Origin of the sequence: Achromobacter xylosoxidans, assembly GCF_014490035.1 — a bacterium.
GTDB classification, from domain to species: Bacteria; Pseudomonadota; Gammaproteobacteria; order Burkholderiales; family Burkholderiaceae_B; genus Achromobacter; species Achromobacter bronchisepticus_A.
In genome coordinates this window covers 731,257-751,267 of record NZ_CP061008.1, presented here as the reverse complement: position 1 = coordinate 751,267, position 20,011 = coordinate 731,257, and the positions used below count along the sequence as shown (strand labels likewise).

Sequence of the window (20,011 nt, the reverse complement as noted above, 5' to 3'; positions counted from 1 at the left end):
GGACCGGGAATCATGGACCAATACGGTTTGATGACGCTCAACGGCCTGTCGTGGGGCATGACGGTCTTCCTGACCGCCGCCGGCCTGACGCTGGTTTTTGGCATACTGCACGTCCTGAACTTCGCACATGGCGGCTTCGTCATGCTGGGGGCCTATCTGGCCTACAGCCTGCTGGCCAGGCTTGGAGAGCCGTCCTTCTGGGCTTTCATGCTCGCCACCATCGTGTGCGCCGTGGCGCTGGGCGTGCTGGGCGCCGCCGTGGACAAGCTGGTTTTCCAGCGGCTCAGAGGCGTTGGCGAATCCTATTCGTTGATCGCCACCTACGCGCTGCTGCTGCTCTGCCAGGGAGTTGTCAAGGTAGTCTGGGGCATCGACTTTCTGAGCGTGCCGCCTCCGCCGGTATTGCGCGGCGCCACCGAGATCGCCGGCATGCTGGCTCCCAACTTCGTCCTCTTCGTGATCGGCTGCGGCGTGCTCGCCTTCCTACTTCTCGACTATCTGGTGCATCGCACCGAACTGGGAAAAACAGTCCAGTCGGTCGCGGTCGATCCCTGGATGGCCTCGTTGCTCGGCGTGAACGTGCGCCTGGTGCTGACAGGCACCGTGGTTGTGGGAATCGCGCTGGCTGGAGTCGCCGGCGCGCTGCTGTCCGTCAACCAAAGCCTGTCTCCCAACATGGGCAGCGCCCTGATCATTCAGGCCTTCGGCGTGATCATCGTCGGCGGCATGGGGAACATTCGCGGCGCCTTCCTGGCCGCCGTCCTCCTGGGCCTCATCACCGCGATAGGCGACCGCGTCTTCGCGGAAGTACCGGGGCTTTTCTTCTATGTCGCCCTCATTTCCATCTTGATGTGGCGTCCGCAAGGACTTTTGAAGGGGCTACGGTAATGAAGCAGCTTGCCAGCACAACAAGCCGGCGCTCGTTCGACCTCGCGGTTGCGGGGGTGGTGATCGGGCTGTTCGCCAGCGTCCCGTGGTGGGCGGACAAGGGATTGGTGTTTCTCGCGTCGGTGGTGTTGATCAACGCAACCTTCGCCTTGAGCTTCAACCTCGTTTTCGGCCTGACCGGCCTGGTCAGTTTCGGCCATGCGGCGTACTTCGCGGCAGGCGCCTACACCACCGGCCTGCTGCTGCAGAGCTACTCCCAGGTTCCCTTCCCCCTTGCCTGGCTGGCAGCGGGCATTGCGGGAGGGCTGGTCGCCGCGGCCGTCGCCGTCGTCGCCCTGCGCCGCGCGAGCGGCATCTACTTCGCCATCCTGACTCTCGCATTGGCGGAACTGGTGCACATCCTGATCTCGAAATCCGACCTCCTGGGCCGCGAGGATGGCATGACAGGCATCAAGCGGCCGGTGATGGACTTTGGCCTGTTCAGACTCGACCTCGCGCAAGGCAACAATCTCTACTACGTCACACTGGTCTGTGTCTCTTTCCTCGCGCTGATTCTGTACATTCTTTGGCACAACCGCTACGGCAGGCTGCTGGCGGCCATCCGCCAGGATGCCGAGCGAGTGCGCTTTCTTGGCATCAATGTCCACGCCATGCGATTCTCGGCCTTTGTGGCCAGCGGCGCCTTCGCCGGCCTGGCCGGCGGCCTGTACGCGCCGGCGGCCCAGCTGCTCACGCCGGAAATTGCGCACTGGGGATATTCCGCCCTGCCCATTCTGTTTTGCCTGGTGGGCGGAGTCGCCTACTTCTGGGGGCCCGTCGCCGGGGCGGTGATCTTCATCGGGCTCGAACACATGACCCGCAACATCGTCGGTCTTTCCGAAATCCTGATAGGCGCGGTGCTGTTGCTCGTGGTGCTGGCGTTCCCGGGCGGCGTCATCGGCGGCGCGCAGCGGCTGCTCGCGGCTGGCCGGCGCGGGACATCCGCCAACGGCAGCTCCGAATCGAAGATTCAAGGACAGACATCGTGACTACGCACATACTCGACGCGCGCGGGCTCTACAAGGCTTACGGCAGCATTTCTGTCCTGAAGGATGTGACACTGCGCATGCAACAGGGCGAAACGCACGTCGTCATCGGGCCCAATGGCGCGGGCAAGACCACCTTGTTCAAGACCTTGAGCGGCGAACTTCTGCCAGATGCGGGCGAAATCTCGATTGAGGGCATGAGGGTCGAAGGCATCGACGGATACCAACGCGTGCGCCTGGGCGTGGGGCGGACCTTCCAGGTCGCCCGCGTCTTCGGCGAAGACACCGTGCTGGACAACATGGTGGTCGCCATCGAGGCGAGCCGCCGCCATCAGGGTGCCGGTGGCGGCTTCAGCTTGCGGATAGCGCCCGCCGCCGATGTCTATGACGAAGCCCTGGACGCCCTGGAGAAAATGGGCCTGGCCTCACAGCGCAATCACGTCTCGGGGGTGCTGGCCTACGGCGATCGGAAGCGCCTGGAACTCGCGATGAGCCTTGCGCTGCGGCCCAAGCTACTGATGCTCGACGAGCCGATGGCCGGCATGTCTCCGCCAGACAGGGCGGCTGCGGTGAAAACCATTAAATCGGTGGTGCGGGAACGCGGAATCTCGGTCCTGCTAACCGAGCACGACATGGACGTCGTCTTTTCGCTGGCCGACCGCATCACCGTGCTGAACTACGGCGAGATCATTGCCAGCGGAACGCCCGAGGACGTGCGTTCCTCCCCCGAAGTCAGGGAAATCTACCTGGGCCATGAGGTGCAAAGTGCTTGAAGTGAAAAACCTGCGCGCACGCTACGGGGACAGCCTCGTTCTCGACGGCGTCGGCATCGAGGTCGCAGCCGGCCAGGGAGTCGCCCTGCTGGGCCGCAACGGCGCGGGCAAGACGACTTTGCTCAAGAGCATCGTGGGCGGCGGCCCTACCGTCGACGGCACGCTGCGATTCATGGGCGGCGACCTCAGGCAGATCGGCACGCATGCGCGCGCGCGTTCCGGGCTGGCGCTGGTACCGGAAGACCGCAGGATATTCAGCCACCTGACGGTGGAAGAAAATCTGCTGCTGGCGCGACATGCCAGCGGTCCGCGAGGCACTCTCCCGCTACAGGAGGCCTACGGACTCTTTCCAGCGCTTGCCGAGCTGCGCACGCGCATGGGAAACCAACTCAGCGGCGGACAGCAGCAAATCCTGGCGGTCGCGCGAGCCTTGATGTCGCGACCGAAGTGCATGCTGCTGGACGAGCCCACGGAAGGCGTCGCCCCTTTGCTGGTCCAGCAAATGGCCGAGCAGGTTAATCGGGCCCGCCAGCAGCAAGGCGCCGCGCTGCTGCTGGCGGAACAGAACCTGTGGTTCTCGCGACGGTGTACCGACTACGTATTCGTGATAGATACTGGCAGAATCGTATTCGAGGGCGATTGGAATCACTTCGACGCCCACCCTGAAATTGCCGACCGCTATCTGGCGGTCTGAACTTTTCACACACTGATGATGCTCCATGACTGTACGCAACCCGAGTAAATCGGCATCGGCGCCTTCCGCGCCGCTTTCCGCCGGCCCCAAGAGCCGTCCCCGAAAAAAGCAAACCCGCGACGAACGGGCCGAAGAAACCAGGGCGGCTATCTTCAGCGCTGCGGCGCAGGTTGTTGGAAAACACGGCTACGGCGATGCTTCCATCAACCGCATTACCGAAGCCGCGGGAATCGCGCAAGGCACGTTCTATCTTTACTTCGAATCGCGCCAGGCGCTGTTCGACGAGCTCCTGCCCCATGTCGGCCAGGACATGTTGATCTTCATCCGCAACCAGGTGAAGGGCGCGGCGAACGTGCTGGACATGGAAGAAAGAGGATTCCGCGCGTTTTTTAAGTTTCTGCAGGAGCGTCCAGGATTCTTCCGTATCCTCAATGAGGCCGAAATCGCCGCGCCGGTCGCGTACCTGGCGCACTTCAAGCTGATCACGCAGCACTACGTCGAAGCCCTCTCCAGAGGAGTCCAGGCCGGAGAGATCGTCAACTATCGGGAACAGGAACTGGAAACCCTGGCCTACATGTTCATGGCGGCACGCAGCTATCTCTACCTGCGCTATGTCAAGGACGCGGAAGCGGCGGGCGACGCGGGCGCGACCCTGCCGGAGTCGGTGGTCGAAACCTATATGAAGCTGGTGCGTGGCGGCTTGACCTGAACACCCACGGCACGGCCCCGTCCACGCAGACGGGCGCCGGCGAAAAACGATGCGGGAGACAGAAATGCACACAGACGGGAGTGGCTGGCAGACACGACTCGGCCCGGACATGGCGGCTCGGTATGCGGGCGACGGACGATGGCAGAACATCCCCCTGGCCGAGAGCGCGGGCCAGTGCGCACGTGACTACCCGGACCGGACCGCCGTGGCGGACGATTCCGGCGGACTGACGTTTCAGCAGCTATGGAATCAAGCGCTGCGCCTCGCGGCGACGCTGCGCGACCATGGCCTGCAGCCTGGCAGCGTCGTCAGCTTCCAACTGCCGAACTGGCGCGAAACCCTGGTCATCAATCTGGCCTGCGCCATCGGCAGGTTCGTCTGCAATCCTATCGTCCCTATCTACCGCGACGCGGAACTCAGTTTCATCCTTGCCAATTCAAAGGCCAGGGTCCTGTTCATTCCCGATCGCTTCCGCAGCATCGACTACCTTGAAATGATCCAGCGGCTGCGCCCGAATCTGCCTCACCTGGAACACGTAGTCCTGGTTCGAGCCGAAGCGGACGGGGTCGCCTCGTATGCTTCCTGGGTAGACCGCCCCGCTCCCCTGGAACCATTCACCCGCGCCGATCCCGACGCCGTCAAACTCTTGCTGTACACCTCTGGCACCACCGGGAACCCCAAGGGCGTTCTGCATAGCCACAATACCCTCCGCGCCGAAGTCCAGGCCGTCACCGACTTCTGGGGGTTGTCCAGGGACGATGTGCTGCTCATGCCGTCTCCCGTTACCCATATCACGGGCTATCTGTATGCGCTGGAGCTGCCCTTTCTGCAAGGAACAAAAACGGTGCTGATGGAGCGCTGGGAGGCGAGCGCCGCGCTGGACGCAATCCAGCGGCACCAGGCGTCGTTCAGCATAGGCGCGACGCCCTTCCTGGTCGAGCTGGTGGCCGAAGTCGACCGGCGCGGCATCCAACTGCCCTCCCTGCGGCTCTATGGCAGCGGCGGCGCCCCCGTGCCGCCCGAGGTAGTCAAACGGGCCTATGCCGTATTGCCGAACTGCAAGACGTTCCGCATTTACGGAAGCAGCGAGGCGCCCACCATTTCGCTCGGCATCGCCCAGGGCGACCCTGCGGAGTGGGGCGCCAAGACCGACGGCCTGATTTTCAACCATGAAGTCCGCATCGTGGATCCGGCTAGCGGCGTGCCGCTCGCGACTGGCCTGGCCGGCGAAATCACGGCCCGAGGACCGGAAGTGATGCTGGGCTACACCGATCCGAGCGATACCGAAGCAGCCTTCGACGCGGACGGCTATTTCCACACTGGCGATCTCGGCTACATCGACGAGAACGGCTACATCACCGTCACCGGCCGCATGAAGGATCTGATCATCCGCGGAGGCGAGAATATCAGTCCCAAGGAGATCGAAGATCTCCTGCATCAGCATCCAGCCATCCAGGAGGCCGCGGTGGTCGCGTTTCCCCATGCCAGGATGGGAGAAACACCCTGCGCCTACGTGGTCCTGCGGCCCGGACGCGAATTGGATTTTCCCGGCCTGCTGGCCTATCTGGAAAGCGCCAGGCTGGCTCGCCAGAAATTCCCGGAACGCATGTTCGTGGTGGACGACCTGCCGCGTACCGCCACCGGCAAGGTACTCAAGCACGTCCTCAAAGCCCGGGCCGCCACGGAAGACTGCCAGGATGCGCCCCGTCTGCTCGCGCAGGCATGATCCCATCGCTAAATCGCAGCAGAGGCAAAAATCATGGAATCCGAAGCGCCGCATGATGATTCGCTCCCGCCCTCGTGGGATGCAGTCTCCGGCAAAACCCTGAGACAACTGCTTGAACTGCGGGCCAGACAGCAGCCCCATCGGGTCGCGTTATCAGCGCAATCGATTCAGGGTTTTCGCGATCGTCTGACCTACGCGCAGCTAGCTCTTTTTTCACGCCGGATGGGGGGGTGGCTGCGCGCCATCGGCATCGAGTCCGGCGACCGGGTCGCCATTTACCTGGCGAACGACGCCGGACGGGAAGCCATCCTGACTGCGCTCGGCTGCTTCGCCATAGGCGCGGTTGCCGTGCCCATGAACACGCGCGCCGCCGACGACGATCTCGTCCACGCGCTGGACTTGGTGACCCCTGCTCTGGTGGTCTGCGGCACGGCGTCGGCCGCCCGTTTGCAACGCCTGACACGCACCAGGCAAGTGCATATCGACGCCCCCGCGAATGCCGCGAACGCATGGCAAGACCCTTTGCACGGCACGGACGCCGGTCTATCCGCGGCCGTCGGCCCGGATCCGGACTCGCCCGCATGCTTGCTCTTTACTTCGGGCACGACCTCCCGCTCCAAGGCCGTCATCCACAGCCATCGGAGCATGATCGCCGCCGGATTCGCCGTCGGTCAGGCGGTCGGGCTGGGCGCCGGCGACCTCTACCAGGGCGCCTTTCCATTCTTCACCAGTTCCTGCCTGAATCTTGGATGCATGTCCTCCTGGGTGCACGGCGCCGGCTTCGTCCTGGAGCATCTGCCCGGCAACGCTGACCGGTTGCGCCTGGCGGAATCCGAGCAATCCACCGTCTACCATGGCGTGCCCGCCGTGATCCAGTACATGCTGGACGAATGCGAACGCGGAACGTACGCCCTGGGGCGCCTGCGGCGGATCGCTTATGGCGGCGCGCCCATGCCCGTGGCCGCCATCGAACGCATAGCCCAGGCCTGGCCCTGGGTAGACCAGATGCAGATCTGGGGCATGACCGAAAGCGGACCTGCGGGCGCGAGCCTGCCGCCTCACTGGCTGCCCGCCAAGGCGGGAATGATCGGCGCCGCCATGCCCAACTGCGAATTGCGCGCGGTGGACGAGAACGGTCAAGCAGTCCCGCCGGGCGAGCCAGGCGAACTATGCTTTCGCGGCCCCAGCATGGCCCAAGGCTACTTCGAAAACCCGCAGGAAAGCGCAAACACCTTTCGCAACGGCTGGCTACACACCGGCGACATCGTGGTCCAGGACGAGGACGGGCTGTTCCGCTTCGTCGACCGCAGCAAGGACGTGATCAATCGCGGCGGCCTGAAAGTCTCGTCCGCCGCCATCGAAAACGCGCTGCAGCGCCTGCCGCAAATACAGGAAGTCGCGGTGATCCCCTTCCCTCATCCCAAGCTGGGCGAAGAAGCGGCGGCCTGCATCGTCTTCCGGCCCGGCGCGGCGCTGGATAGCGAGCGCCTTGAGGCGCACTGCGTCCAATGGCTGGCCGACTACGCAGTACCCAGGCACTGGTTCATCCTGGAATCACTGCCACGCAACCCCATGGGCAAGGTGCTTAAACGAGACCTGCCCGCCCTGATCGCGCGACGCGCGCCCGCCACTGACGGCAGTCCCTGCGAGCCCCAATAGCGGCGCGCGGAATTCATCCTTCAACACACACTCTTTTAGTCTTCCTCACGTGCCACGCCTCTTGTTCGAACCCAGAAGCCACTACCCCTTCGCCACCGAGATCCAGATCTATGCCGGCCACATCAACTACGGGGGACACCTCGACCATGCCCAGTTGATCACTCTGGTCTCGGAGGCCAGGGTCAGGTTCATCAACTCGTTGGGCTATCAGGAACAAGACATCGAGGGGCATCATTTCGTCGTGGCGGACCTGGCCCTTCAATACAAGTCAGAAAGTCACCACGGAGAAGTCCTGCGCATCGAAATCGCCCCCGACAACTTCAACCAGTACGGCTTCGATCTGGAATTTCACCTGACGGAAAAGCAGAGCGGGCGCGCGGTCGCCACGGGGAAGGCCGGGCTCGTGTGCATCGACAATGCGACGCGCAAGGTTGCGCCAATCGCCAGTCTTGATGTGGACTGGGGCGCTGGCACCCGCCGCGACCAGCCCGTCTATCCCTAGCCCTGGTCCGTTGGCCGCCGTGGTGGCCATCGCCGAGCGGGACGGCAGACAGGTCGCCGCGGCGCCGTTCCTATTTTTATAATTCCTATTGGCTTTCACCCGATGACTAATCTTCATTAGACGGTTTTCACCACGCGCCTACAATCCTCGCCAGGGTCAACTCAAATAAAAAGACCGTGGAGACAAGATGAAGACAGCCGTTCCCGGCGGGGCCGCCCTGATAACCCGACTCAAGTACCTGGCGTTGGCCAGCCTGTTCATGGCCGCCAGCGGCCACGCGCAGCAGCCTGCAAAGCTGGTCGTCGGCCTGCCGGCCGGCGGCTCGTTCGACACCATAGCCAGGATCGTGGCCGAGAAGCTTCCCAGCCATCTGGAGCGGCCGGTGGTGGTGGAGAACCGCCCCGGCGCGCAGACGCGCATCGCCATTCAGGCGGTCAAGGGCGCGGCGCCGGATGGCAACAGCCTGCTGGTGGCGCCAGGCGTGGCCATCTTCCTCTACCCGCACCTGTTCCGTCAGCTCGGCTACGACCCTTTCACCGACCTCAAGCCGGTGACGCAGCTGGTGAGCTGGGACATCGTGCTTGCCGTGGCGGCCGACAGCCCCATCACCTCGTTCGAGGGATTCCGGACCTGGGCCAAACAGAATCCGGACCAGACGTTCTACGGTACATCCGGCACCGGCAGCCTGCAGCATTTCCTGGGCGTTTCGCTGGCCAGGCGCCTGGATACGCCGCTGGAGCACATCGCGTTCAAGGGCGGCAAGGATGCCGTCACCGCGCTGCTGGGCGGACACATCAATGCCATCGTGATGGACGCCGGCGAAGTCGTCCCCCTGGCGCAGGCTGGCAAGCTGCGCGTTCTGGCGACCTTCAGCGCGCAACGCGAACCGGCGCTGCCGCAAACGCCGACCATGCGCGAACTCGGGCTGGGCGAACTCGAGACCTCGGGCTGGGCCGGACTGTATGCGCCGGCCGGCACCCCTGAGCCGGCCGTCCGCAAGCTGAACACGGCGGTGAACGAGATCCTGGCCCTGCCTGACGTGGCCAAGCGAGTCGCCGAGCTTGGCATGCGGCCGGCCGGCGGCACACCGCAGGCCGTCGATGCGCTCGCGCGGGAGCAGTTCGACCAGTGGCGCGACACGGTGGCCCAGTCCGGCTTCGTCATCGACTGAGCGACGCCTCTCTTTCCCATCTCACCGGATCAATACCCATGTTTGCATTGACCACTCTCGACGTCGCCTCCCGTCCTGTCGCCTGCCTGGAGATCGATGGCAGCCACTATCCCCTTGCCGCTTGCGCGAGGATCCTGGACCTGCCGGCGCTGGACGCGTCCGTCCGGGAACTCTTCGAGGACTGGCCGCGCTCGTTGGCATTGCTGGAGCAGGCGGCCGCCCGCCGCGCGGCGCTCGCCGGTCACGAAGTCGCCGGTCCGGTCCGCCATCTGGCGCCGCTGCAGTATCCAGGCAAGGTGCTGTGCGCGGGGGCCAACTACCATGATCATCTGGCGGAAATGAACGTGCCGAATGCCGCGGACAAATCCGCGCAGCGCCTGTTCTTCTTCTTCAAGCCGCCGCGCCAGGCCGTGGTCGGCGAGGGCGCAACGGTACACATGCCCATCGGTTGCGAACGCCTGGACTGGGAAATCGAACTGGCGCTGGTGATAGGCAAGACCGCCAGGAACCTGCGCCTGGAAGACGCGCTCGACCATGTGGCGGCGTATACGGTGGCCGTGGACATGTCGGCGCGCGATCTCAACAAGGCGCCCGACACCTTCTACAAGCTGGACTGGGTAGCCGGCAAGGCGCATGACACCAGTTGCCCCCTCGGCCCCAGGCTGGTGCCTGCGGCGTTCATCCGCGACCCCATGGATCTGAGATTGACGCTCAGCGTCAACGGCCAGTGCAAGCAAGACGCGCGCACCAGCGGCATGGTCTTCGACATCCGCGAGCAGCTGGTGACCCTGAGCCGCATCATGACGCTGGAGCCCGGCGATCTAGTACTGACAGGTACGCCCGCCGGCGTGGGCGCGCCGCAAGGCACGTTCCTCAATGTCGGCGACGAAATCAGCGCAACGATCGAAGGCATCGGTACGCTGGCGGTGCAGATCCAAGCGCCACGCTGACATCCTGGCCCGCCGCGGCCGCATCTTCCTCATGAGGCAGCTCCATGCAGTCCCTTTTCTCCCCCCTGCCCGCTGCGGCCGGCGATACGATCTTCGCGCTGGTTGAAGCCTTCCAGAACGATCCGGCTCCGCACAAGGTGAGCCTCAGCATCGGCACCTACTTTTCCGAGGACGGCACCATCCCCGTGATGCGCGCCGTGCGCCAGGCGCGCGACATGCTCGTGCAGGCGGACAAGCCGCATCCGTACCTGCCCATTCCCGGATCGGCGCCGTACCGCAACGCCGCCAGAGAACTGGTCCTGGGCGCCGATGGCCCTGAACCTGAGCGCGTGGTGACGGCCCAAAGCGTCGGCGGCACCGGCGCCTTGAAGCTGGGCGCGGACTTGCTGCGCCAAATCCGCCCCGACGCGACGGTCTGGGTCAGCGATCCGACCTGGGAGAACCATGCCCAGATCTTTCGCCAGGCAGGCTTCACGGTGCATGAGTACCCTTACTACGACGCCGAAACTGCCACCGTGCGCTTCGCGCAGATGCATGACGCGTTGCAGGCACTGCCGGCCGGGTCCATCGTCGTACTGCACGCCAGCTGCCACAACCCAACGGGCGTGGACCTGTCCGCGGATCAGTGGGAGGCACTGACCGAACTGTTTGCGCGCCAAGGCCTGATTCCCTTTTTCGACCTGGCGTACCAGGGGTTTGGACTAGGCCTGGACGCAGACGCCGAACCAATCCGTGCAATGGCGCGTGCTGGCGTGGAATGTCTGGTCGCCAGCTCCTTCTCGAAGAACTTTTCCCTGTACGGCGAACGCTGCGGCGCCCTGAATATCGTGTGTCGCGACAAAGCCGCCGCGGACCGCGCGCTGGGCCAGCTCAAGTTGCTGATACGCGGCAACTACTCCACGCCTCCTACGTTTGGCGCAGCCTTGGTCGCCGCCGTTCTGAGCGATCGCGCGATGCGGCAGGTCTGGACCGAAGAACTGGAGCAGATGCGGACACGGCTCGTCAGCCTGCGCACCCGCCTGTCCGGCGCGCTGAAGCAACTGACCGGCGCGCCCGAAACCTGGGACTACATCGAGCGGCAGCAAGGACTGTTCAGCTACATGCGGTTGAGCCCGCAGCAGGTCGAATCGCTGCGGCGCGAACATGCCGTGTATCTGCTGAAATCCGGCAGACTCTGCGTGGCCGGCCTGACCGACGGCAACATCGACTACGTCGCAGGCGCCATCGCGGCCTGCGCCCGGCGCTGAAAATTTCTCCCTGGCCCGCAGATCCGAGGCGACCCACTGATTGGAGCAAGGCATGCCCCTCCTCAACCGGCTTATGGCCGCGAGTTCCGGATTGATGCTGGCGCTGACCCTGGCTCCCTCCACGCCCATGGCCGCCTCCGGCGTCGGCCTGCTGCAGGAAGCCCTGCAACGGGCGGACCAGACCGAACCTGAAGTGATCGCATGGAGACGCCACATACACCAGCATCCGGAGCTGTCGTACCAGGAGACGGAAACGGCGAAATATATCGCCGACGCCCTGCGCGCGATGCCGGGCATCACCGTCGAGACCGGCGTGGCGCGTACCGGCATCAAGGCCGTGCTCAAGGGCGGCAAGCCGGGGCCTGTAGTGGCATTGCGCGCCGACATGGACGCCCTGCCCGTCGAGGAACGCAATGACCTGCCGTTCCGCTCGCAGGCCAAGGCCGTCTGGCGCGGAGAGCAGGTATCGGTTTCCCACGCCTGCGGCCACGACACTCATGTCGCCATGCTGCTGGGCGCGGCCAAGGCCTTGTCGGCGATGCGGGAGGAACTGCCCGGCACGATCGTCTTCCTGTTCCAGCCCGCGGAAGAATGGGGACCCGACAAGGAACCCAGCGGCGCCAGGGCCATGATCGCGCAGGGCGTGCTGGAGAATCCCAAAGTGGACGTGGTCTTCGGCCAGCACATCGGCGCCGGCGCGCCCTCCGGCACCATCGCCTATCGCGCCGGCCCCACCATGGCCAGCGGCGACCGCTTCGAGATCTCGCTGCACGGCAAAGGCGGACACGGCGGCCGCCCATGGACCGCCAATCCCGCGCTCGTACCCGCGGCCGAACTGACATTGGCGTTGCAGGGCATCACCAGCAGCAAGGTGGATCAGTCTGACGGCGTGACCGTGCTGTCCATCGGCATGTTGCAAAGTGGCCGGCGCGCAAACATCCTGCCCGAAAGCGCCGAACTGGCAGGCACGGTACGCTCGCTATCGTCGCACAACCAACGCATCGTCCACGAGGCCATCCGCGCACGCGCCGAGCATATTGCGCAGGCCTACGGCCTGAGCTCCAAGGTGAACATCTACACCGGCTACGAGGTCGTCGACAACGATAAATCCCTGACCGGCAACCTGATACCAGCATGGCAGGCAGCGGCCGGCGCCGGCAAGACGGTTGAAATGCCGGCGCCGTCCACCGGCAGCGAGGACTTCGGCGCCTATGGCGTCAGTGGCAAGGTGCCCTCGGTCTTCTGGTTCATCAATGCCTCGCCGTTCGGCGACAAGAGCGGCGCGCCCAACCATTCGCCGGAGTTCGCCATCGACGAGAGCGCGCTGCGCGTGGGCGTGCGCGCGCTGGTGGCTTCCGCGCTGACGTATATGGACAAGCAGTAGGCAGCGAGGATCGAATCCGACGCTGCCGACGCGCCAACGCATCGGCAGCGCCGCCCTTCAGAACTTCGGCGCGCGCTTCTCGATGAATGCGGTGACCGCCTCGCGGTGTTCGGCGGTCTTGTGGGCCAGGGCCTGGTAACTGGCCGACAGCTCCAGCAAGGACGCCAGGCTGCTGTGCTGGCCTTCGCGCAGCAGGCGCTTGGTCATGCGCATGACGCCGCCGGGATTGGCGGCGATCTTCGCGGCCAGCGTCCTGGCGGTGGGCAGCAGATCCGCGGCTGGAACCACCCGGCTGACCAGGCCCCAGGCCAGCGCATCCTGCGCGCTGATGGCCTCGCCCGTGTAAGCCATTTCGCTGGCGCGGGCCATGCCCACCGCGCGCGGCAGCAGCCACGCGCCGCCGTCGCCGGGCACGATGCCCACGCGCACGAAGCTCTCGGCAAACGTGGCCGTGTCGGCCGCGATGCGGATGTCGCACATGCAAGCGATGTCCAGGCCGGCGCCGATGGCCGGGCCATTGACCGCGCAGATGACGGGCACGTCCAGGCCATGCAGCGCAAGCGGAATACGCTGGATGCCCTGCCGGTACTCCTCGCAGATGCGCTCGGGGGTCAGTGCATCATCGAAAAAGCGGCGCATGTCCTTGACGTTGCCGCCCGAGCTGAAGATCGGCCCGGCGGCGGTCAGGATCAGCACCTTCACGCCGGCGTCCTGGCGGATGTCCGCGCACAACTGCACGATCTCTTCGATGGCGGTGTTGCCGGTCAGCGCATTGCGTGTCTCCGGCTGATTCATGGTGGCGACGACAATGCCGCCGTCGCGCTCTATTTGCAGAAAAGCCATGCAAGTGTCTCCTGAAAGCCAGGCTTACGCCGGGACGTCGGTAATCGTGCGCACCAGGTCCAGGGTTGGCCCTGCGTGCGCGAACAGCGCCGCGCCCGCCACGTCCTGCCAGTAGGCCTCGCTGCCCGCGGTCTGACGCCAGGCATGCAAGCGGCGCGTGTAGAGCTGCAAGTCGTATTCTTCCGTGAAGCCGATCGCGCCATGTACGGCGTGCGCAAGCTCGGACACCACCAGCGCCGCCTCGCTGCAGCGCGCCTTGGCGACCGCCACCCGCAGCCGGTCCGGCGCCACGCCGCCGGCATGGCAGCCGACCTGCGCCGCCATGCGGGCAGCGCAGACGTGTTCGCTCATGACGGCCAGCTGATGCTGGATGGCCTGGAACTTGCCGATGGGCCGGCCGAACTGCTGGCGCTCATTGGCATATTGCAGGGTGCGCTCCAGCACGCTGCCCAGCGCGCCCGCCATCTGCGGCGCGACCACGCTGGCCTGCACGGTGCGCACGTCGATGGCCGCATCCATCGGCGCCTGCGGCGCCGTCGCGACCTGCGCCGGCGTCCAGCGCATGGCGGCGTCCAATGCCAGCGCTTGCGGCTGCTTGCGAGCCTGCGCGGCGTCCAGCAGGCGCCAGGCATCACCCGTCTGCACCAGCACGCTGTCAGCCACCGCGCCGCCGCGCACCAGCGCGCAATGCCAGGCGCCATCCGCCTGTTGCACGCCGCGTGCCAAAGCAATGCTGCCAGCCGGCCGCAGCGCCGCCGGCAGCAGCGCGCGCCCGATCATGGTTTCGCCCAGCAACAAGGGCAGCGCGTGGGCGCCGCATTGCTCCAACACGCCGAATACTTGGTCCAGGCTCAGCCCGGAGCCGCCCTCTTCCTCGCCGACCAGCGCGTCGGCCAGGCCAGCATCCTCCAGCTGTTGCCAGAGCCTGCCAGCGGCGTCGCCGCCTGCTTCGATATCGCGCACCGCCTGCGGCGTGCAATGGTCCGCCAGCACCTGGCGCGCGGCATCGGCGTACAGATCGTTGTCGCTCATGTCATGCTCCTTCAACGCAGGCCCAGGCCGCGCGCGATCATGCCGCGCAGAATCTCGCGGGTGCCGCCCCGCAGGGAAAACGAAGGCGAAGCCTCCGTCACGTATTTCAAAGTCATCAGCAATTCCACCGGAATGTCCTCGGCCTCGCGCGAATACAGGTCTTCCGCGATCCAGGCAGGGATCATCTGTTCCAGCGTGGTGCCCAGCTCCTTGACCAGCGCCGCCTCCACGATGGGGCTGGCGCCGCGCGTCAGCTTCTCCTGCACCGATACCGACATGGCCCGCAGCGGCGTCAGTTGGCCCAGCACCTTGCCGGCCAGCCGCTGGGCCGAGGGCGTGCGATTGGCCGGCTGGCGCGCATAGTCCAGCCATTGATCGAACAGCACGATGCTGGAGTACAGCCGTTCCGGACCGCTGCGTTCGAACGCCAGCTCGGCGGTGACCTGTTCCCAGCCCTGCCCCTCGTCGCCCACCAGCGCATCAGCGTCCAGCTGCACATTGTCGAAGAACACTTCGCAGAAGTGGCTGTCGCCCGACAGGTCCTCGATCGGCCGCACCGTCACGCCGGGCAGGGACAGGTCGACGATCACTTGCGACAGGCCCTTGTGGCGATCCTCCGGTCCGCCCGAGGTGCGCACCAGCGCAATCATGTATTGGCAGTGATGGGCATTGGTGGTCCAGATCTTCTGGCCGTTGAGCAACCAGCCGCGGTCGTTTGGCACCGCGCGCGTGCGCACGCTGGCCAGGTCCGAGCCCGAGTTGGGTTCGCTCATGCCTATGCAGAAGAACGACTCGCCGCGGCAGATGCGGGGAACGTGGAAGCGCTTCTGCGCTTCCGTGCCGTACTTGAGGATGAGCGGCGCGCTCTGCCGGTCGGCAATCCAGTGCGACCCGACCGGCGCGCCGGCATTAAGGAATTCTTCCACCAACACATAGCGCGCGAATGCGCTGCGTCCGCCGCCGCCATACTCGCGCGGCAGGGTCAGGCCGATCCAGCCGCGTTCGCCCACGCGGCGGCTGAACGCGGTGTCGTAGCCGCCCCAGGAGCGCGCCCGGACATGCGCCGGCATGTCGCGCACCGCTTCCTGCAGGAAGGCGCGGACGGCGGGGCGCAGGGCCTCGTCTTCGGGAGGAATGCGCGTCAGCGGCAACGCCAGTGAATTCAGACTGCTCATCCCAGGACTCCATTGATTCGATGCGTGTGCAGGGTATCCGCGCTCAGGCCCAGCAGGCGGGCCAGGACGGCGTCGGTATGTTGGCCCAGCTGCGGCGGCGCGTGGCGGTAGCTGACCGGCGTATCCGACAGGCGGATGGGGCTGGCGACCAGCGGCACTTCGCCCGCCTGCGGGTGCTGCATGCTCATGCGCAGGCCGCGCGCCTGGACCTGCGGATCCTCGAACACGTCCGCGACGGTGTTGATGGGTCCGCAAGGCACGCCGTGCTGCTCCAGCAGCGCCACCCAGTCGCGCGTGCTGCGGGTGACGGTGATGGCGCGCAAGCCATCGATCAGTTCGTCGCGATGTGCGATCCGCGCCGCATTGCGCGCAAAGCGCTCGTCCTCGGCCCATTGCGGCCGCTCTATGGCGGCGCACAGCCGGGCGAATTGCCCATCGTTGCCGACAGCCAGGATCATGTGTCCGTCCGCCGTCGGAAAGTCCTGATACGGCAACGTATTCGGATGCGCATTGCCCATGCGGCGCGGCGCCTGCTGCCCATACAGATAGTTCATCGCCTGATTGCCCAGGCAGGCGACGCCCACGTCCAGCAAGGCCAGATCGATATGCTGGCCGCGCCCGGTGTGCGCGCGCGCCTGCAACGCGGCCAGGATGGCGGTGCTGGCATACAGTCCCGTCAGGATGTCGGTCAGCGCCACGCCCACTTTCATGGGACCGCCTCCGGGCGTGCCATCGGGGTGGCCCGTGATGCTCATCAGGCCGCCCATGCCCTGGATCAGGAAGTCGTAGCCGGCCCGGTGCGCATACGGGCCATCCTGGCCAAAGCCGGTGACCGAGCAGTACACCAGCCTGGGATTCAGCTCGCTCAGCGAGGCATAGTCCAGGCCGTATTGCGCAAGCCCGCCGGTCTTGAAGTTCTCGATCAACACGTCGCATTGCTGCGCCAGCTGCCGCACCAGTTCCTGCCCCTCGGGCTTGGTGAAATCGATGCTGACCGACTGCTTGTTGCGGTTGGCGCACATGTAGTAGGCGGACTCGCCCGTGGGCTGCCCCGCCGGATCGGTCACGTAAGGCGGCCCCCAGGCGCGGGTATCGTCGCCCGTACCCGGCCGCTCCACCTTGATCACTTCCGCGCCCAGGTCGCCCAGCGTCTGGGCGGCCCAGGGGCCGGCCAGCACGCGCGACAGATCGAGCACCTTCACATTCTGCAGGGCTTGCGACGTCATGCTCGCCTCTTCCTTCATTGTTGGGGAACGTTCGCCTTCTTGACGATGCGCTGCCACAGCGCGATTTCCTTCTGCTGGAATTCGCGCATCTGCGCGGGTCCGCCCGTCATCGGCGTGGCGCCCAGGCGTTCATAGAAGGCACGGGTTTCGGGCATTTTGGATATGCGCGTGAACAGCTCGGCCAGGCGCCCGGTCTGTTCAGCCGGGGTCTTGGCGCTGACCATCGCGCCAACCCAGGTATAGGCTTCGAATCCTGGCAGGCCGGCCTCGGTCGCGGTCGGCACGTCGGGTGAAGTCCCGACACGCTGGTCCGACGCCACCGCCACCACCTTCACGCGGCCGTCCTTGGCCAGTTCCTGCACCGCTGTCACCTCGGCGAACGTGTAGTCCACCGTGCCCCCGGCCACAGCCATGATGGCGTCGCCGGCGCCCTTGAACGGCACATGTACCGTCTTCAGGCCGGCGCTGTCGTTCAGTAATTCGCCCATCAGCTGATAGCCAGCCGAACCGGCGCCGAAGTTCACCTTGCCGGGATTGGCCTGGGCGTAGGCGATCAGATCCTTCAGGGTACCGTACGGCGCCTGCGGACTGACGGCCAGCATGGCGGGCGAACGCATCATCATGGTCAGCGGCGCGAAATCCTTGACCGGGTCGTACGGCAGCGCCTTGAACAACGCCGCATTGACCGCCAGCGTCGAATTGCTGCCGATGAACACCGTGTAGCCATCCGCCGGCGCCGACAGCACGTTCTTCACCGCGATGAAGCCATTGGCGCCCGGCTTGTTCTCCACCACCACCGGTTGCCCGGTCAGTTCCTGCAGCTGGCGGGCGAAATAGCGGGCCGACGTATCGGTGCCGCTGCCCGGGCCGAACGGCACGACGAACTTGATCGGCCGGGACGGGAAGGTCTCGGCGTGCGCGACGGGCTGATGGCCGGCGGCGCCGAGCAAGGCCACGGCCAACATGGCCGTCAGCATTTGTCTGCGGTGCTGCATGGAAGTCTCCTTTGCGTGGATGGCCGGCCGCTCTAGGCGGCGGTCCTGGCCGTATGGTCCAGCGGATGACTTTAGGCGTGCTTCGCAGGGCTGTCTAATATTAAGAATTTGAGAATTGATATCGAATGAATATCAGGGTCCACCGATATCTACCCGCCATCAAATAAGCCCGCTGATCAATGCGCCGCCACGCCCAACTCCTTGATCAGCCCCGGCACAACCGAATACTCCTCCCGATACTCCTTCAGGAACTCCTCTGGCGTATTGCCCACGGCGTCGAAGCCGATGTTCTCCAGATACTTGCCGAACTCTGGATCCCTCACCACCTGCTGGGCCGCCGCCGCAAGCTTCTGCACAACGTCCGCAGACATGCCGGCAGGGCCGCTCAGGCCGACCCACGCCTTGTTCTTGAATATGAAGGCGTCGTATCCCGCTTCGGCGAAGGTCTGGACCTCAGGCAGCAGCGCCGAACGCCTGTCGCCGATGACGGCGATGGCCTTGACCTTGCCGTCCGCGATCATGGGCGCCGCAATGCTGGTGGACGTGAAGGTAAACGCCAGTTGTCCGCCCAGCAGATCGGTCATCGCCGGCGGCGAGCCCTTGTAGGGGACTTCGATGAACTTCACCGTAGACTGCCTGGCCAGGCTCTCCATGATCAGTTGCGGGTATGAGCCCGGGCCATATGACCCATAGGCCAGAGGGACCTGCGCCGCCTGGGCCTCCTTGACCGCCCCGGCCAGGTCGCCGGCCGGCATGGACTTGTTCGCGATGAGCACAGGACCTGATGCGGCAATCTTGCTGATCAACGTGAAGTCGCGATGCGGGTCATAAGGCACCTTCATGGTCACGACCGAAGAAATGAGCGCGTCGCCCACGCTCAGCATCAAGGTGTAGCCGTCGGGCTTGGCCCGCGCGACTTCCGTAGCGCCGATGGTGCTGCCGGCGCCGGGTTTGTTTTCTATCACGATGGACGCGCCGAGCCGCGCGGACATGAGTTCGCCCAGCTTGCGTCCGATGGCGTCGATAGGCGCGCCGGCCGGCGAGGGAACGATCCAGCGGATGGGCCGGTTCGGATAACCGGTTTGCGCCATGGCGGCGACGCTGGCCAGCGCCATGACGCCAGCCAGCCCGAATCCCAGTGTTTTCTTGATGGCAGCCATGTTGTCTCCTTCTTGCAGGATCAGGAACTAGTTGTGTGCGTCCAGGAACTCGAGCACCACGCGATTGAATTCGTCCGGCGTTTCGAAGTAAGGAGAGTGGCCTGAGCCTTCAAAGGTGTATTTGCTGCTGCCAGGCAACAGCTTCGCGACCAGATGGTGGCTTTCCGGAGTCAGGAAATCGTCGTGGCAGCCACCGGTCATCAAAGTGGGTACGCGGTAGCCCTCGAACTCGGCGGGATGGATCTTGACGTCGTCGGCCTGCATGGTCAGCGCCAGGAAACCCTTGGGGTTGAGCGCCTTGATGCAGCCGTACAGGTGCAGCATCTCGGGCCGGGCCTCGACGTTCTTGCGGTTCCAGCCGATGCTCTTGCTGCGCAGGTCATGGCGGCCATCATCGAAGGTCTTGCCGGCCTTGCGCAGGATTTCCCAGGTCTCGGGCGAATAGGCCGGCGTCGGCGAGCCGCTGATGAACAGCGTCTGGACGCGCCCTGGGTGCTGCACGGCCAGCGGCAGGCCGGCCCATGCGCCCAGCGACTGGCACACTAGGTTCACGTTGCTTATGCCTTCCTGGTCCAGTATGGCCAGCACGTCTGCGGGGTAATGCCGCGGATGGTTGCGTTCCGGCGCGCAGGGAGAGTTCTTGAAGCCCCTCAAGTCCATCACGATGACCTTGTACTTCCGGGCGAAGAAAGGCACCTGCTGATACCAGCAGATGGTGTTGCCGCCGCCGCCATGGATGAACAGGACGGGTGCGCCCTCGCCATAGGTTTCGTAGTAGATGCGGGTGTCGTCGGACGCGGTTGCATAGGGCACGGATAAGCTCCTTGGAGGACGCGGTTGATCTAATATTTG

Annotated in this window: 19 protein-coding genes; 12 read left to right on the top strand and 7 right to left on the bottom strand. The window is 65.1% G+C overall.

Translation table 11 applies throughout. The features are described from left to right. Positions 1-12 precede the first annotated feature (12 nt). The 12 genes from IAG39_RS03510 (at position 13) to IAG39_RS03455 (ending at position 12,728) form a co-directional block, all read left to right on the top strand. Positions 13-888: a branched-chain amino acid ABC transporter permease gene (locus IAG39_RS03510; RefSeq protein WP_118931520.1), complete on the top strand. Its 876-nt coding sequence runs from the start codon at positions 13-15 to the stop codon at positions 886-888. Then, on the top strand, positions 888-1,916 hold the full coding sequence (locus IAG39_RS03505) for a branched-chain amino acid ABC transporter permease (protein ID WP_118931519.1): 1,029 nt from the start codon (positions 888-890) through the stop codon (positions 1,914-1,916). Before IAG39_RS03510 ends, IAG39_RS03505 begins: the two co-directional genes overlap by 1 nt. Continuing rightward, positions 1,913-2,686, top strand: a complete 774-nt coding sequence (locus IAG39_RS03500) for an ABC transporter ATP-binding protein (protein ID WP_205736583.1) — start codon at positions 1,913-1,915, stop codon at positions 2,684-2,686. The genes IAG39_RS03505 and IAG39_RS03500 overlap by 4 nt, the downstream gene beginning before the upstream one ends. Further along, positions 2,679-3,380 (top strand): ABC transporter ATP-binding protein, encoded by a 702-nt coding sequence (locus IAG39_RS03495; RefSeq protein WP_059373883.1) that lies wholly within the window; start codon positions 2,679-2,681, stop codon positions 3,378-3,380. The genes IAG39_RS03500 and IAG39_RS03495 overlap by 8 nt, the downstream gene beginning before the upstream one ends. Positions 3,381-3,405: 25 nt before the next feature. Continuing rightward, positions 3,406-4,089, top strand: coding sequence for a TetR/AcrR family transcriptional regulator (locus IAG39_RS03490; protein WP_118931518.1), 684 nt, complete (start codon positions 3,406-3,408; stop codon positions 4,087-4,089). A gap of 64 nt (positions 4,090-4,153) precedes the next feature. Then, positions 4,154-5,815 (top strand): AMP-binding protein, encoded by a 1,662-nt coding sequence (locus IAG39_RS03485; protein WP_118931517.1) that lies wholly within the window; start codon positions 4,154-4,156, stop codon positions 5,813-5,815. Positions 5,816-5,848: 33 nt separating this feature from the next. Then, positions 5,849-7,474 (top strand): class I adenylate-forming enzyme family protein, encoded by a 1,626-nt coding sequence (locus tag IAG39_RS03480; protein ID WP_118931516.1) that lies wholly within the window; start codon positions 5,849-5,851, stop codon positions 7,472-7,474. A 61-nt stretch (positions 7,475-7,535) separates the two neighbouring features. Next, positions 7,536-7,976, top strand: a complete 441-nt coding sequence (locus IAG39_RS03475) for an acyl-CoA thioesterase (RefSeq protein WP_223283277.1) — start codon at positions 7,536-7,538, stop codon at positions 7,974-7,976. A gap of 187 nt (positions 7,977-8,163) precedes the next feature. Then, complete coding sequence (locus IAG39_RS03470) at positions 8,164-9,147, top strand: Bug family tripartite tricarboxylate transporter substrate binding protein (protein WP_118931514.1); 984 nt, start codon at positions 8,164-8,166, stop codon at positions 9,145-9,147. A gap of 38 nt (positions 9,148-9,185) precedes the next feature. Next, positions 9,186-10,097: a fumarylacetoacetate hydrolase family protein gene (locus IAG39_RS03465; protein ID WP_118931513.1), complete on the top strand. Its 912-nt coding sequence runs from the start codon at positions 9,186-9,188 to the stop codon at positions 10,095-10,097. Positions 10,098-10,141: 44 nt separating this feature from the next. Continuing rightward, a complete protein-coding gene (locus tag IAG39_RS03460) occupies positions 10,142-11,344 on the top strand; it encodes an aromatic amino acid transaminase (RefSeq protein ID WP_118931512.1) in 1,203 nt (400 codons plus the stop codon). Between the two features lie 52 nt (positions 11,345-11,396). Then, positions 11,397-12,728, top strand: coding sequence for a M20 family metallopeptidase (locus IAG39_RS03455; RefSeq protein WP_223283276.1), 1,332 nt, complete (start codon positions 11,397-11,399; stop codon positions 12,726-12,728). A 57-nt stretch (positions 12,729-12,785) separates the two neighbouring features. Here the strand turns inward: IAG39_RS03455 and IAG39_RS03450 are convergent, their stop codons facing one another. From IAG39_RS03450 to IAG39_RS03420, 7 genes are all read right to left on the bottom strand, one after another. After that, positions 12,786-13,571: a crotonase/enoyl-CoA hydratase family protein gene (locus IAG39_RS03450; protein ID WP_059373900.1), complete on the bottom strand. Its 786-nt coding sequence runs from the start codon at positions 13,569-13,571 to the stop codon at positions 12,786-12,788. A gap of 24 nt (positions 13,572-13,595) precedes the next feature. Further along, complete coding sequence (locus tag IAG39_RS03445) at positions 13,596-14,603, bottom strand: acyl-CoA dehydrogenase (protein WP_118931511.1); 1,008 nt, start codon at positions 14,601-14,603, stop codon at positions 13,596-13,598. Between the two features lie 11 nt (positions 14,604-14,614). Then, complete coding sequence (locus IAG39_RS03440; protein ID WP_118931510.1) at positions 14,615-15,778, bottom strand: acyl-CoA dehydrogenase family protein; 1,164 nt, start codon at positions 15,776-15,778, stop codon at positions 14,615-14,617. Then, on the bottom strand, positions 15,775-17,022 hold the full coding sequence (locus tag IAG39_RS03435) for a CaiB/BaiF CoA transferase family protein (protein WP_118931509.1): 1,248 nt from the start codon (positions 17,020-17,022) through the stop codon (positions 15,775-15,777). Before IAG39_RS03435 ends, IAG39_RS03440 begins: the two co-directional genes overlap by 4 nt. Then, positions 17,019-17,999 (bottom strand): Bug family tripartite tricarboxylate transporter substrate binding protein, encoded by a 981-nt coding sequence (locus tag IAG39_RS03430; RefSeq protein WP_118931508.1) that lies wholly within the window; start codon positions 17,997-17,999, stop codon positions 17,019-17,021. Before IAG39_RS03430 ends, IAG39_RS03435 begins: the two co-directional genes overlap by 4 nt. Positions 18,000-18,175: 176 nt before the next feature. Next, positions 18,176-19,159: a Bug family tripartite tricarboxylate transporter substrate binding protein gene (locus tag IAG39_RS03425; RefSeq protein ID WP_118931507.1), complete on the bottom strand. Its 984-nt coding sequence runs from the start codon at positions 19,157-19,159 to the stop codon at positions 18,176-18,178. A 27-nt stretch (positions 19,160-19,186) separates the two neighbouring features. Beyond that, positions 19,187-19,972, bottom strand: coding sequence for an alpha/beta fold hydrolase (locus IAG39_RS03420; RefSeq protein ID WP_118931506.1), 786 nt, complete (start codon positions 19,970-19,972; stop codon positions 19,187-19,189). Between the last annotated feature and the right edge of the window lie 39 nt (positions 19,973-20,011).